The following is a 13,406-nucleotide window of genomic DNA, read 5'->3' on the forward strand; positions in this document are numbered from 1 at the left end:
ATGTTGCATACAAACAAAGCTGACAAACGAAGAAGACAGCCTTTATTAATGCTGATATGCTATAGCTGCTTTGCCACCCTCACCATATTTTATGGATTAGTTGAAAGGCACAGCTTATTTATTACCTTTATTGGCTTTCATCTTGTAACCTGTCTAATCATCCCTATTTTTCATGCCTATTGGGAGGGGAATCTGGCGATAAAGTGGCGAGAAGCATGGGGCTTGCATAGACATCAGGAAAGAAAGCTAAAAGGTATTTGGTGGGGCATTATCTCGGGTGTTTTATTGTTTATCCTGATTTGGCTTGGATTTTATATATTGCTATGGACAGGTGTATCCACAGAGTGGATGAGAAATAAGCTATTTTCTTGGGGGTTAACCGAAGAAACGAAGTGGTGGTTTGCCCTATATATGACCATTGGCAACTCTCTTTTTGAAGAAATGCTGTGGAGGGGCTTTCTGCTCGAACGCCTACTTTATAAGATGCAGCTATTTAAAGCCGCTTTACTTAGCAGTTTTTTTTATTCGCTGTATCATTGTATCATTGGAGTAACTTTGTTCGGTATAAAGGCTGGGCTGGTCGCTACGTTTCTGGTTTTTATGACTGGTGTGTTTTGGGCATGGTTAAGGAGAAGGTATCAAAGTATTTATCCGACATGGATCAGTCATTTATTTGCTGATTGGGCCTTGATGTACACGATGCTACGAAATGTCCTGTAAAAAGAATTCCCCTAGCCAGATGTGTAAAAACTTTCTAGCTAGGGGAACGATATTTTAATGTAGTAATTTTCACGAATCGTTCTGGTTTTTCTTTTGAGTGAGGCTAAGATGGCGCTCCATGATAACCTCGTTACGGTCACGTAGGGTATGCTTGTGTACAAGATATTCATCAGCAGGGGTATCGATATTGCCGAAGGTTAACCCACTATGATTAGCTAGCTTTTGACACTGCTTCAGAAGGCTTTTGTCAGCTAAGGGAAGATTCAAGCTGACATATGGTTCCTTCGCTAATACAGATTGTAGTCGTTCTTGTAGAAGCTGTGTAAACAAATCCACGTTTATGCCTAAATGAAGTAGCTCAGCCTTATTTGAAATCGCTAAGGAGGAGGCATTTTGCAGTAATTTAATTGCGCCATTAAAATTGCCACGGCGATGATGATAGAGGGCAACGGCTACCTGAATGAGACATACCCAGGTAGAGGTACGTTTGTCTGGAGGAAGTGATTTCCAATATTCCTCTAAAATCTCATGACATTCAAAATAATCTCGATCAGTATGAAAATGCAGTAGAAATGCTACATAAGCAGAAGGATACATTTGATTCGCTCCTGTTAATCCATGTTTTTCTTTATTATAATAGATGAACTCCCCTAATGTAGAGCGGGAATACAATTCGTGTAGATAAAGGTGGATAAAAAATGACTCAACAAGAAATAGTAGATGCACTAAAAGAAAGACGCATGACGGAAATTCTGGAGCTTATTGAGGATGCAAAATCAGGAGATCTAGAGGAATTAGAGCTAGTGGAAAGCCTGGGGCTATTGGCAGATGAAACGTTAAATAAAGAAGTGATCCGTTTGTTAGAGGAGCTTGGGGTAACCATCATCTATTTAAGCGGTGATGAAGAAGACGAGGAAGAGGACGAGGACGACGAGGGCTAAATTAAAAGTGTGAAAAAAGAAGAAAATGAAAAAGGCACATGCCGGTATCAGGCTGTGTCTTTTTCATTTTTATACAAAAAGATAGGCTTACTTTTGTGTCCACACACGATTTTTATTTCGGGTAGAAGGGAATTTCTCCCCCTTTTTTAGGGAAATAATCATGGGGTCCTCTACACCTGACCCTGTTTCTCCAATTTCGATATAGACTTGATTTTTCGGTGATTTTTCTCCTTCACGAAACCGGCTATGTTCGCCCATGCTTCCGTCACTCCTTCTTCATATGTTATCACTAGTATCCCCTCATAAAAATGGGCTCATGTACATCAAAAAACGCCAAAAAATAGACGATTGTCTCCGGTATATTAGCTGATTTTGATTGAACTAGACACCTGTACCAATCACAAACATTGATTTGTACATAATTTGGTAACGTATCAGACAACGAAAGGATGATGAGTTTATGGGTTGTGGTTGCAGAAGAAGAAGAAGATTCCATGGTTGTGATCGTTGTGGAGGGCATCGTGATCACGATGGCTTTGGCGGCTTCGGCGGTTTCGGCGGCTCCGGAAATTGTTTCACGACGAAGCATTGGAGAAAAGTTTGTAAATGTGTACCATTCCACAAAATAGTATGTGAAGCACCTGCTTTTGATGGGTTTGACGAGGGGTTTGACGACGGTTTCTGCGGACACCGCCGCCATCGCCATCATCACTGTCATAAAAAATGCTAGTTAATGCTTAAGGAGAGAGGCGCTGTAAGGCGCTTCTCTTGCTTTTTCGGTGGAAATCATGGCAGAGATACCCTCATAAAATAAACCCTCTGTCTCCCACCTAATACATAGCTGAGTTACCGGTAACAGAAGCCTTGTCCTGTATAAACAAAAGTGATATGATATACCTACAGAATCCTTTAGTAACATTTGTATAAAAAGTTGATTCCAATCGGTATTTGTGATAGGATTTCAAATACATATGATGTGTAGCATATTCCTGCGATGTGCGTTGAGCTAATATGTTTTTAACCTTAAGTGTTTCTAGGGAGACAGAACGCTGTTACCTAATGTCAAGCCCACCTCCTTTATGGGACGATGGGAAGGCAGAAGGGCGGCTGAGTCACCCACCTGGTCTTTCAGGTTAAAAGAAACATGTATAGCAAGACGGCAGAGCGGGGCGTTATACATAAGAAACAAAAAACCTGAAGCAATTGCTTCAGGTTTTTTGTGTAAGTAAGAGCTATTTTCATTGATATTGCTGTTTGTTTTTGTCCTTTTGGTTGTTCTTTTGATCTTTGGACGAGCCCTTTTTTGATTTATCCTGTTGTTGCTGCTGTTGCTGTTGATTTCCTTGCTGGTTTTGCTGACCATTTGGATTTTCAATACTTACGATTGTGAGCTGCTGCTCTAAATCTGCTTGTTTCTGAGCATCTGTTACGATCTGATACATCTGCAAAAATGTCGCCTTTTGCCCCTCAGGAATTCCCTTGATTCGGACAACCATCTCTTGTGGCTCCTGTTGTTGCTGTGATTTATCTCTTGAATTGCCAGTTTCCTGTAAAATATCCCCGCCAAGAAAACTGAGAAAAGTACTGTCGTCATCGTGATGATCCTGATCCTGATGACTCTGATCGTCTCCATTTTGCTTTCCCTGTTGGTCTTGCTTCTGCTTTTTATCCGGTTCGAATAGAATGCTGAATTCATTCAGGTCTGTTTGGACAATTCCAATTACTTCCACATTTTCACCCTCGTTCACTACAATAATCTACCGCTTATCTCATATATGTAGTATGAAACGGATGCGGTATAGATATGCAGTCTATGTATGAACAAAGGTGATTACGTGGACCTAGCGTTATTTTTGTTCTGCTGCGGAATTATTTCGTAACGCAGCGACTAAGGTAGCATCCGGAGTAACAAATAGCGTTTTTTGCTGGTCATAGGTTACATAGCCAGGTTTAGCACCACTTGGTTTTTTTACATGTCGAATTAAGGTGTAATCGACTGGCACTTTACTGCCTTGTTGAGCTTTGCTGAAATAGGCGGCAAGCATGGCTGCTTCAAATAAGGTTTGATCGCTTACTGTGCGTGATCTAATGACCACATGGGAACCAGGGATGTCTTTGGTATGCAACCATGTCTCAAAGCTGGCCGCTAATTTATTAGTTAAATATTCATTTTGTTTATTATTTTTTCCGACTAACAGCGTGACGCCATCTGAGGAATAGTAAGTATCAAGCTCAGGCGCAGTCTCTTTTTTCTTTTTAGAACCGCGTTTGTTTCGATTGCGCAGATAACCTTGCTCCACTAACTCTTCCCGAATCTCTTCCGCTTCTGCTAAACTAGCGTGAGCCAATTGTACAAGAATGCCATCCAGATAGATGACTTCCTGTTCAGCCAAGCTAATTTGCTCTGCTATAAATGCCAGACTTGCTTTTGCTTTGTTATATTTTTTATAGTAAGCTTGCATGTTCTCCGACGGTGTTTTTAACGGATCTAGCGGTATGACAATTGTCTCCGCATTTTCACTATACCAGTTGGTTGCAGTAAGCTCAGTATCTCCTTTTTTGACCTGATGCATATGAGAAAGAATCAGTTCACCGTAGAGGCGATAACGTTCGGCCTCGTGGGCATCCTCGATAGAATGGTGTAGCTTTTCGATTTTTTTCTCGTTTTTGTGCTTTTCATTCGTTACCAATCGCAATAAATCCTGTACCTTTTGCTTAACCACGTCTCGCATAGCTTTATGCTCATAAAATCGTTGTAAGCATTCGCTGATTGACGTGAAGGTCTCGCTTTCCCTGACACCTAGATGTGAGAGAGAGGTTATGGAGAAGGCTGCTTTGTCATTGGTTGTCTCAATCACCGGCTCATAACGGTGAAGATTCATTTGTTCCATAAAGCTGGAGAACTCATGCCAAATTGCATCACGTGTAGGCAGTGTTGCTCTAGAAACAAGCTCTCTCGCTATCAAGGGACTAAGACCGCTGAAGCGCTCGACAAGCTGTTTGTCCAGCTTTCCTTCGTTCCATTGGAGTGCCATCACAAAATCCTGCTTGCTTGCCGTTAATGGATTCAGCTTATTTTGGGCAGGAGGAGCTACATAAGCTCGACCTGGCAATACCTGACGATACTGGCTGATGCCATGAGAAACATGATGGATGCCATCCAGAATCATGTCAGTTTTCACATCTAGCAAAATAATATTACTATGACGGCCCATGATCTCTACTACAATTCGTTTTCTGGTTGTATCTCCTAGCTCATCACGAGACTTTAGATCAATGTAAATTACACGTTCCATTCCATCCTGCGTGATGGCCTCAATTACCCCATTTTCGCAATGCTTCCGCAATAACATACAAAACATCGGAGCTTCCTTTGGATTCATAAATTCCTCTGTTGTCAAATGAATACGGGGATAGGTTGGATTTGCTGAAATTACTAATTTTAACGTGCCTTGGTTTGAGCGCACCTGCATAACGATATCGCTTGGATGCGGTTGATGTATACGAGTAATACGGGCTCCTACGAGCATGGATAGCTCATGAACGACCGCTCTAGTTACTAATCCGTCAAAAGCCACATTCTTCACCTCTTGCTTCCTCTACCTAGCAGTAGCTATTTCCTCAGTGTAGCATACAGGGAAGCTCAACCCAAGTAGGAACAGTAATTTTGTAATGGGGAGTCAAGTTGACACTAGACTGTATTCTCTCCTATAATAAATTAACGATTTTATGTCTGTGGGTGGAACCAGATGATTTCTATGACAGGCTACGGCCGAAAAGAAATAGAACGTGGATCTATGCGTTTAACAGTGGAAATGCGCTCGGTTAATCATCGTTTTTGTGAGATTATTGTTCGGTTGCCAAAAATCTGGACCATGCATGAGGAACGAGTGAAAAAGCGGATTGCAACGAAAGTGCGCCGTGGGCGAGTGGATGTCACCGTCTCGCTAGAAGCCGTTCGGGACGAGTCTTCCGAGGTTCAGGTTGATTGGAATACAGCGCAATTTTATGTTACGGCGGCCAATCAGCTAGTGGAGCGTTTTGGTTTGCCTGAGACCCTTCATGTGAAAGATCTGATGCGTATGCCTGGCGTATTAATGGAAGCCAGTGTACCTGAGCTTTCTGATGAAGAGGTAGAACAACTATTAGATGAGGCTACAGATGCTGCGTTAGCAGAGCTCTATGTTATGAAGAGTACTGAAGGGAATCTCCTGCAGCTTGATCTGATCCGACGCCTCGAATACATTAAGTCAACGACCCACACTTTGCAGGATATTGCTCCTGAAGTAAGAGAGCAGTATCGCAATCGCTTGAAAAATCGCCTTGATGAAATTATGGAAGATCATATGCTAGATGAATCTAAAATCTTTCAAGAGGTGGCATTGTTTGCTGAAAAGGCTGATATCTCCGAAGAAATTACGCGTTTGTTAAGCCATTGTGAGCAATTTTTGGAACAGATACATAGCTCGGAGATTATTGGACGCAAATTGGACTTTCTTTTGCAGGAAATGAACAGAGAGGCTAATACAATCGCGTCAAAAGCGAATCATTTACAGATTCAGCGCTTGGCAGTTGAAGTGAAGACCGAACTGGAAAAAATGAGAGAACAAGTGCAGAACGTTGAGTGAGGAAGGGTGCCAATCTCTATGGGGATTAAGTTGATAAATATCGGGTTTGGAAATATCGTGAATGCAAGTCGCATTATTTCGATTGTAAGTCCTGAATCCGCACCAATTAAACGAATTATTCAAGAAGCAAGGGATCGCAACATGCTTGTTGATGCTACGTACGGACGTAGAACGCGTGCTGTGATTATCACAGATAGTGATCATGTCATTTTATCAGCGGTACAACCAGAAACGGTTGCCCAACGTCTAACCAATAAAGATGACGAGTCTGATGAATAAGGTAGGAGTTGAAACAAAGATTATGGATAAGGACCACGGCCTTCTGTTAGTTTTGTCGGGGCCATCTGGAGTGGGTAAAGGAACGGTTTGTAAAGCACTTCGAGAATACATGCCGGACCTTATCTACTCTGTATCTGCGACAACCAGACAACCGCGTGTGAACGAAGTGGATGGGGTAAACTATTTCTTTAAAGAAAAAGAAGAGTTTAAGCGTATGATGAAAGAAGATGAGCTTCTCGAATGGGCAGAGTATGTTGGTAACTACTATGGAACGCCTAGACGTTTTGTAGAAGATACACTCGCTACTGGACGAGATGTCATCCTGGAAATTGAAGTGCAAGGAGCCATGCAGGTAAAAGAAAAATTCCCGCAAGGCATTTTCTTATTCTTAGCACCTCCTGATCTGGAAGAGTTACAAAACCGCATTGTTGGACGTGGTACGGAAACGGAAGAATCCATTAAGAATCGGATGGCAATGGCACGTACTGAGATTGAGATGATGGATCATTATGATTATGTTGTCGTTAATGATGAAATCTCACATGCATGTGAAAAGATCAAATCCATTGTAACAGCCGAGCATTTGAAAAAAGATCGTCAGGTTCATAAATTTTTGAAATGGCTTAAGGAGGTATAATACATGTTATATCCATCGATTGATAAACTTGTAGACAAAGTAGGTAGTAAATACACATTGGTGACACTCGCTTCCAAGCGTGCACGTCAGCTTCGTGAAGACAATGATATGCAAGTAGAAAAACCTTTCTCGAAAAAATTTGTTGGGCAATCGTTAGAGGAAATCATCTCAGACAAATTACTGTACGAGACGCCAGCAGTAAAATAACCCGAAGCAAAAGCAATAGGCGTAGGCTAGCTTTAGACCGACAAGCTCCCTTTATGTTCGTTACATAAAGGGAGCTTTTTGCTTTTTTACGACTTGTGACCATTAAAAGTTGGTGAGTATGAAAAAAACGTTATCAAGTGAATGATAACGTTAAAAAATGTATGTTTAGACTGTAGGTATAAAAAAGCCTATCGCATCAAGCTCACTAGCAGATCTTCCGAAGAAGCCGCTTATATGTGCGGCGTCAATCTCAAAGGGGTTGCCCCCATCCCCGCCGTAAGGACCATACGTACGCTTATTTGTCGTAAAGGTAAGTTGATCTACTCGTCTATCGGTACGCCCGGTAATTTGGATGATATACTCATCATTTTCAAAGAAAACAATGTTATGAGAGCCTCCGTATCCCCCATGGAAGCCTTGTGGGGTTCTTCTCCCGTCTGAATACTCATAAATCCCCTGAATAGCATCGATTCTACTGCCGTGACGGATATAGAAGCCTGCTAATCTTTTTACGTTAGTGAGATCATCACTAAAGGGGCTACCGCCGTCGCCGCCAAATTGTGTAGATTTTCTCCACGACATACCTGATCACTCCTTTGGGAAATCAACTTTGAATCAATGTAAATATATTCCAATAAATGTAATTTATACGTAAATTTCAACGTTATGAATTACGGATTTATTGTTATTTTTACAAGCAAACTGTAACCTTTTTACTTTTTCTGTGACTAATGTAGGATACAAAAATTCGCAACAGAAATCAGGAGGGTACAAAATGAATACATTTCATAGGCTTACAGCCACGGCAGCAATAATCAGCCTGTTATCAGCAATACCGCTAGAGGCTGTCGATGCAAAGGGAAATGTCGTCACGCAGAAGGTGGAGATGGATAAGTACACAAAGGTCGCAAGTCAATGGCAGGAAAAAATAGCACTTATGTTTCCAAAGGTTAAGGACTATCACAAGGTGAACCTGGAAAATTATGAGTGGAGTGACTTGGTAAAGGTGACGCTGAGTAAAAATGGTCCGGGTACGCCTTCTCTCTCGATAGAAATCAATAAGGAAACGAATCAACTGTATAGATTCTGGCTTATGGAACCAGCTGGAGTGGATAGGGAAGGAGATTATCGATATAAAACATCTACTGGAGACAAAAAGGCTATTACAGATGAGCAAGCAAAAGAGAAAGCAACTACATTGCTACATAATTTGTACGGAGCGAAAGCGAAAAACTATCAGATCATTTCAATTTGGCGCGAACCTGATCGCGATGCTCCGGGTAAAACGCGTCCACCTATTGTTAATGTGAAATCTCCTATCGAGGGTAATGGGAAAATGGCTACATACGCGTCTATTACCTTTGCGGACGATGGAGGTATCGGCGTATATCGGATTGAAACGAAACCAACAACCTTTGATAAGTGGTACGGTGCAGACTTGAATACACGTGAAATGCAGGATGATATCCTTTCTCAGCCTGCCCAGGTTACCTATGATAAAGTAATAGCTACTTTGTCTCATTTTAAAACATTCCCACTTAAGAATGTTACGTATGAATATCATAATCAAACATTTAACGTGACTCTAAAACATACACCAGATCAAGGCTGGGGGTCACTTAACGTTGCTACCATCGCTATCAAAAAGAATGGCCAATTGAAATTGTTAGATTATCCGACGTTATCCGATAAAATCCCTGCTCCAGATATCGCTAAGCAAAAAGCGACTCAATTTCTCCAAAGTTTTGACAAAGAGAAGGCGCAAGCGTATAAAATTCAAGAGGTTATGGACTGGACCTATGGCGGTATGAATTACGATAATCAAAAAGGGAGTATGATTCAATTTTCTCTTCCAGATAAGCAAGATGCGCTAAAAATAGGGGTTAATGGTAATGGTGATATTTTTACAATTTATGTGAATGATGGTTCTAAATAGTATAGATAAACAAATGAAAAGCCTTTGCGGTTATGCAGGGGCTTTTTGTGATTATTCTTGGAGGAGCAGGTTAATGATAGGGGAAGAAATGGCTTCATGATGGTGAAGAAGGGATTGTACAAATGGGGCAAATTTAAGACCAAAATAGGCAAAAGAGGTTACAAAAGGCTATAAAAAATATATACTCGAAAGCAGAGAAAGCCAATATAACAATAAAATTTATACGATAACTGTAATGAATGCAAAACGCTCAACCACTTTTTGAAGGTTGTTTTTTTGCGTAGGTTGGCGTGAAAGGAGCTGTACCATGAGTATCTTACAACATAAAGAGATTGTTCTGGGTGTGTCCGGTGGAATTGCCGCCTATAAAGCAGCAGCCTTAACAAGTAAATTGACACAGGCAGGAGCCAAGGTAAGCGTCGTGATGACGGCTAATGCTTGTAAGTTTGTACAACCGATTACGTTTGAAGCATTATCGCATCGACCTGTTTATACAGACACGTTCAAAGAACCGGTTCCAGGAGTAATCTCTCATATAGATGTAGCAGATCGAGCTGACTTGGTTATACTCGCCCCTGCCACAGCTAATATTATCGGGAAATATGCAAACGGAATAGCTGACGATATGTTATCTACCATGTTATTAGCTACGACTGCTCCTGTCATGGTAGCACCGGCTATGAATGTAAATATGTATAATCATCCTGCTGTACAAGCCAACATGCAGCGTTTACTCACCTATGGAGTGACGATGGTAGAGCCAAATGAGGGCATGCTGGCTTGTGGATGGGTTGGCAGAGGACGCCTAGCCGAGCCTGAAGAAATTGTAGAAGCGGCTATACGCTTTTTTGAACAGAAAGAGACCACTACGAAATCATTACATTCAGCACCTCAACAGGACCTGCAAGGTAAAAAAATCGTTGTGACAGCAGGACCTACCCGTGAAAAAATTGATCCAGTACGTTATATTTCAAATTATTCGAGCGGAAAGATGGGCTATGCGATTGCAGAAGCAGCACGTGATCGTGGAGCGGATGTTACGTTAATTAGCGGACCTACAGCGCTTTTTATCCCTGCTGGAGTTACTTTTGTCCCAGTCGAGTCTGTCCAAGAGATGTTGGATGCAGTTCTACAGGTTTATCCACAGGCCGATGTTGTGATTAAGTCAGCCGCTGTATCTGATTATCGCCCAGAACAGGTGTATACGCATAAGGTCAAGAAAACAGAGAGTGAGGACTTTTCGCTTTCGTTAGTAAAAGCCCCAGATATTCTTCGGACGTTAGGGGAACAGAAAACCCATCAGATGCTAGTCGGCTTTGCAGCGGAAACGCAGGAGGTTGAGAAGCACGCACTAGATAAAATGCGCCGTAAAAATTTGGACATGATTGTAGCAAATGATGTGTTGCAGGAAGGTGCGGGTATGGGTGTTGATACGAATATTGTGACCATCTATCAACAGGATCAAGCACCGATTCGTCTCGATAAAATGAGTAAACGGGACGTTGCAGAGCGACTTATAGATGTAATAAAGCAGAATCTGCAAGTAGCGGTTCAAGAGGCGTGATGCCGAATGAATAATCATCAAATCAGAGCAAAAGTCATTGTAGATGTCCCAGCAACTCGGACCAATCGACCGTATGACTATGCTGTTCCCCTGTGGTTACAGCCGTTGGTAGCGGTAGGAAGTCGTGTTGTTGTACCGTTTGGACCCAGGAAGGTTCAAGGGTATGTCATCGGATTGATACAAGGACAAGAGGCAGATCATGACCCCGATGGCCCTGGCATGATCAAAATAAAAGAAATGGAAAAGGTATTAGACGATGTTCCTCCACTCTCTCTTGAATTAATTCAATTGGCGGAATGGATGAGCCATCGTTATTTATGCCCACTTACTATGTCCATTGCAGCGATGTTGCCTGCTGTTTTAAAAGGGAAAACAGAAAAATGGTACATGCTTGCAGATGAAGTCGATGAAGAACTGGCAGAAAAACATCCTATGTTACGCTATTTACTTCATCAAGGAAGCCTGCTGCAAACAGAAGCAGACAAGCAATTCCCTGTGGATAGTAAACAAATACCGAAATGGATTAAAAACGGATTAATTGTTAGTGAATATCAGGTGAAAAATCGGCTAACCCATAAAAAGCTAGCACATGTACAGCTTGCAATAGATGAGGTACGAGCATGGGAGCTTATGGAGAACATCCCCAAGCGTTCCTATCGTATGCGAGATGTACTTGAATTTTTGTTGAATCAGCAGAAGGAACAAGGACAGCAGGCATCATACCCAGTCAAGGATGTAATCGAAAAGCTATCTATTACTCGTTCCACACTTACAACGATGCAACAAAAAGGCTGGATAGCGATAGAGCAGAAAGAAGTAGGGAGGGATCCTTACGCCAATCGTACTTTTTCACCTCCGCCAAAGCATATATTGACACGGGAGCAACAACATAATTTAGCGGCCATTTTGCGTTCCGTTGAGCAAGAAGAATATCATTCCTTCCTGCTACATGGGGTCACGGGTAGCGGTAAGACTGAAGTGTATATGGAAGCAATCGAACATACGTTAGCAAAGGGCCGAGAAGCCATCTTTTTAGTGCCTGAAATTTCCCTGACACCTCAGATGGTAGAGAGGATTAAGGGGCGTTTTGGTGATAATGTAGCTGTATTACATAGTGCGTTGTCACAAGGTGAGCGCTATGATGAGTGGCGCAAAATTTTGCGGCAGCAGGTACAGGTGGTAGTCGGCGCCCGTTCGGCTATCTTTGCTCCGTTTCGTAATCTGGGCTTGATCATCATGGATGAGGAGCATGAGGGCTCTTATAAACAGGAGGAGACCCCAAGATATCATGCTAGGGATGTGGCGTTATGGCGAGCACAGATGAATAAAGCTGTATTTATCATGGGTAGTGCCACACCCGCTTTGGAAACCTATGCGTTGGCAACGCGTGGACGTTATGATTTGTTATCGATGAAGTCGCGGGTAGGGAACAGACCGCTTCCTAAAGTGCATGTGGTGGATATGCGGGAAGAGATGCGGGAGCAAAATCGATCCATGTTTAGCAGGAGCCTACATCAAATGATTGCGGATCGGCTTCAAAAACAGGAGCAGATTGTCATTTTTTTGAATCGTAGAGGCTTCTCTACTTTTGTCATGTGCCGGTCCTGTGGCTATACATTGGCCTGCCCGCATTGCGATATCTCACTTACTTATCATCGAACAAATCATACGGCCCGCTGTCATTATTGTGGTTATACCATTTCCCAGCCAAAGCATTGTCCTGAATGTCAAAGTGATCACATTCGTTTTTTTGGCACAGGCACACAGAAGGTCGAGGAAGAATTGGCTAAATTATTTCCCGGTGTTCGCGTTATTCGAATGGATGTGGATACTACCTCCAAAAAAGGAGCGCACGAGGCGCTTTTGACGAAATTTCGCACTGGTCAAGGTGATATTTTATTAGGCACACAAATGATAGCGAAGGGTCTTGATTTTCCGCGTGTAACGCTCGTAGGAGTAATTGCTGCCGATACATCCTTACATCTGCCGGATTTTCGGTCGGCAGAAAAAACGTTTCAGCTTCTAACCCAGGTAGGGGGGCGAGCCGGTCGGCATGAGCTTTCTGGTGATGTAGTCGTACAAACCTATACACCTGAGCATTACAGCATCCAGCATGCAACTCATCACGATTATGAAGCCTTTTATCAAGCTGAGATGGTCCACCGTAAGAAGAAGGGTTATCCCCCATTCTATCGGCTAGTATTGATCACATTTTCCCATGAGGATGTTCCTATGGTGATTCGGGCTGCGGAACACTATGCTGCTTATTTACGGCCGCGGCTGGCGCAGACAACCGTAGTTCTAGGGCCTGTGGCCTCACCGATTGCCCGGATCAAAGATAGATTTAGGTTTCAGATCATGTTAAAATATCGTGATGAACCGAAAATATTTGATCTGTTGGCGCAAACTACGCTACATTTTGATGATTGGATGAAACAAAACAAAGTGTTGTCCACGATAGATGTCGACCCACAGATGCTACTTTAATCAGATC

Annotated in this window: 15 protein-coding genes and 1 other RNA gene; 10 read left to right on the forward strand and 6 right to left on the reverse strand. The window is 42.4% G+C overall.

Translation table 11 applies throughout. The features are described from left to right. Positions 1–720, forward strand: coding sequence for a CPBP family intramembrane glutamic endopeptidase (locus O0550_RS03560; RefSeq protein WP_258425640.1), 720 nt, complete (start codon positions 1–3; stop codon positions 718–720). 69 nt (positions 721–789) lie between these two features. Here O0550_RS03560 and O0550_RS03565 read toward each other — a convergent pair whose 3' ends face one another. Next, positions 790–1,317 (reverse strand): DUF309 domain-containing protein, encoded by a 528-nt coding sequence (locus O0550_RS03565; RefSeq protein ID WP_258425641.1) that lies wholly within the window; start codon positions 1,315–1,317, stop codon positions 790–792. A 101-nt stretch (positions 1,318–1,418) separates the two neighbouring features. Between O0550_RS03565 and O0550_RS03570 the strand changes: the two genes are divergently transcribed. After that, positions 1,419–1,661, forward strand: a complete 243-nt coding sequence (locus tag O0550_RS03570) for a hypothetical protein (RefSeq protein WP_258425642.1) — start codon at positions 1,419–1,421, stop codon at positions 1,659–1,661. An 87-nt stretch (positions 1,662–1,748) separates the two neighbouring features. On the opposite strand, the gene O0550_RS03575 is transcribed toward O0550_RS03570, so the two are convergent. Together O0550_RS03575 and O0550_RS03580 are read right to left on the reverse strand one after the other, a co-directional pair. Then, positions 1,749–1,919: a YjzC family protein gene (locus O0550_RS03575; protein WP_003336762.1), complete on the reverse strand. Its 171-nt coding sequence runs from the start codon at positions 1,917–1,919 to the stop codon at positions 1,749–1,751. A gap of 31 nt (positions 1,920–1,950) precedes the next feature. After that, positions 1,951–2,379 carry a hypothetical protein gene (locus O0550_RS03580; protein WP_258425643.1) on the reverse strand — a complete coding sequence of 143 codons (429 nt, stop codon included), beginning with the start codon at positions 2,377–2,379 and terminating at the stop codon, positions 1,951–1,953. A 265-nt stretch (positions 2,380–2,644) separates the two neighbouring features. Here O0550_RS03580 and ssrS point away from each other — a divergent pair. Then, positions 2,645–2,836: non-coding RNA, 6S RNA (gene ssrS, locus O0550_RS03585), on the forward strand. Positions 2,837–2,899: 63 nt separating this feature from the next. Here the strand turns inward: ssrS and O0550_RS03590 are convergent. Continuing rightward, positions 2,900–3,391: a hypothetical protein gene (locus tag O0550_RS03590; protein WP_258425644.1), complete on the reverse strand. Its 492-nt coding sequence runs from the start codon at positions 3,389–3,391 to the stop codon at positions 2,900–2,902. 117 nt (positions 3,392–3,508) lie between these two features. After that, complete coding sequence (locus tag O0550_RS03595; RefSeq protein WP_258425739.1) at positions 3,509–5,239, reverse strand: Rqc2 family fibronectin-binding protein; 1,731 nt, start codon at positions 5,237–5,239, stop codon at positions 3,509–3,511. Between the two features lie 171 nt (positions 5,240–5,410). Here O0550_RS03595 and O0550_RS03600 point away from each other — a divergent pair, with 171 nt between their 5' ends. The 4 genes from O0550_RS03600 to rpoZ are packed head-to-tail and all read left to right on the forward strand — an operon-like array spanning position 5,411 to position 7,412. Then, positions 5,411–6,289 carry a YicC/YloC family endoribonuclease gene (locus tag O0550_RS03600; RefSeq protein WP_003342755.1) on the forward strand — a complete coding sequence of 293 codons (879 nt, stop codon included), beginning with the start codon at positions 5,411–5,413 and terminating at the stop codon, positions 6,287–6,289. Positions 6,290–6,307: 18 nt separating this feature from the next. After that, the gene (remA, locus tag O0550_RS03605; protein WP_003336768.1) at positions 6,308–6,568 is read left to right on the forward strand and encodes an extracellular matrix/biofilm regulator RemA; all 261 of its coding nucleotides are present in this window, start codon (positions 6,308–6,310) and stop codon (positions 6,566–6,568) included. Further along, on the forward strand, positions 6,561–7,205 hold the full coding sequence (gmk, locus tag O0550_RS03610) for a guanylate kinase (RefSeq protein WP_022584337.1): 645 nt from the start codon (positions 6,561–6,563) through the stop codon (positions 7,203–7,205). Before remA ends, gmk begins: the two co-directional genes overlap by 8 nt. Positions 7,206–7,208: 3 nt before the next feature. Then, positions 7,209–7,412, forward strand: a complete 204-nt coding sequence (gene rpoZ / locus O0550_RS03615) for a DNA-directed RNA polymerase subunit omega (protein WP_003336770.1) — start codon at positions 7,209–7,211, stop codon at positions 7,410–7,412. 165 nt (positions 7,413–7,577) lie between these two features. On the opposite strand, the gene O0550_RS03620 is transcribed toward rpoZ, so the two are convergent. Further along, positions 7,578–7,994 (reverse strand): jacalin-like lectin, encoded by a 417-nt coding sequence (locus O0550_RS03620; protein WP_003336771.1) that lies wholly within the window; start codon positions 7,992–7,994, stop codon positions 7,578–7,580. Between the two features lie 193 nt (positions 7,995–8,187). Here O0550_RS03620 and O0550_RS03625 point away from each other — a divergent pair, with 193 nt between their 5' ends. The 3 genes from O0550_RS03625 (at position 8,188) to priA (ending at position 13,399) form a co-directional block, all read left to right on the forward strand. Continuing rightward, positions 8,188–9,348, forward strand: a complete 1,161-nt coding sequence (locus O0550_RS03625) for a hypothetical protein (protein ID WP_258425645.1) — start codon at positions 8,188–8,190, stop codon at positions 9,346–9,348. A gap of 307 nt (positions 9,349–9,655) precedes the next feature. Next, positions 9,656–10,912 (forward strand): bifunctional phosphopantothenoylcysteine decarboxylase/phosphopantothenate--cysteine ligase CoaBC, encoded by a 1,257-nt coding sequence (gene coaBC / locus O0550_RS03630; protein WP_258425646.1) that lies wholly within the window; start codon positions 9,656–9,658, stop codon positions 10,910–10,912. Between the two features lie 6 nt (positions 10,913–10,918). Then, entirely contained in the window at positions 10,919–13,399 is a 2,481-nt protein-coding gene (gene priA, locus O0550_RS03635; RefSeq protein ID WP_258425647.1) for a primosomal protein N', read from the forward strand. Positions 13,400–13,406 lie beyond the last annotated feature (7 nt).

Source organism: Brevibacillus halotolerans (assembly GCF_026891775.1).
In the GTDB taxonomy this organism is placed as follows: Bacteria; Bacillota; Bacilli; order Brevibacillales; family Brevibacillaceae; genus Brevibacillus_B; species Brevibacillus_B halotolerans.

Coding starts and splice junctions, on each gene's coding strand:
- rpoZ (WP_003336770.1), top strand. CDS start 7,209: ATGTTATATCCATCGATTGATAAACTTGTAGACAAAGTAGGTAGTAAA.
- O0550_RS03600 (WP_003342755.1), top strand. CDS start 5,411: ATGATTTCTATGACAGGCTACGGCCGAAAAGAAATAGAACGTGGATCT.
- O0550_RS03560 (WP_258425640.1), top strand. CDS start 1: ATGTTGCATACAAACAAAGCTGACAAACGAAGAAGACAGCCTTTATTA.
- coaBC (WP_258425646.1), top strand. CDS start 9,656: ATGAGTATCTTACAACATAAAGAGATTGTTCTGGGTGTGTCCGGTGGA.
- gmk (WP_022584337.1), top strand. CDS start 6,561: ATGAATAAGGTAGGAGTTGAAACAAAGATTATGGATAAGGACCACGGC.
- O0550_RS03620 (WP_003336771.1), bottom strand. CDS start 7,994: ATGTCGTGGAGAAAATCTACACAATTTGGCGGCGACGGCGGTAGCCCC.
- O0550_RS03565 (WP_258425641.1), bottom strand. CDS start 1,317: ATGTATCCTTCTGCTTATGTAGCATTTCTACTGCATTTTCATACTGAT.
- O0550_RS03625 (WP_258425645.1), top strand. CDS start 8,188: ATGAATACATTTCATAGGCTTACAGCCACGGCAGCAATAATCAGCCTG.
- O0550_RS03580 (WP_258425643.1), bottom strand. CDS start 2,379: ATGACAGTGATGATGGCGATGGCGGCGGTGTCCGCAGAAACCGTCGTC.
- priA (WP_258425647.1), top strand. CDS start 10,919: ATGAATAATCATCAAATCAGAGCAAAAGTCATTGTAGATGTCCCAGCA.
- O0550_RS03575 (WP_003336762.1), bottom strand. CDS start 1,919: ATGGGCGAACATAGCCGGTTTCGTGAAGGAGAAAAATCACCGAAAAAT.
- O0550_RS03570 (WP_258425642.1), top strand. CDS start 1,419: ATGACTCAACAAGAAATAGTAGATGCACTAAAAGAAAGACGCATGACG.
- remA (WP_003336768.1), top strand. CDS start 6,308: ATGGGGATTAAGTTGATAAATATCGGGTTTGGAAATATCGTGAATGCA.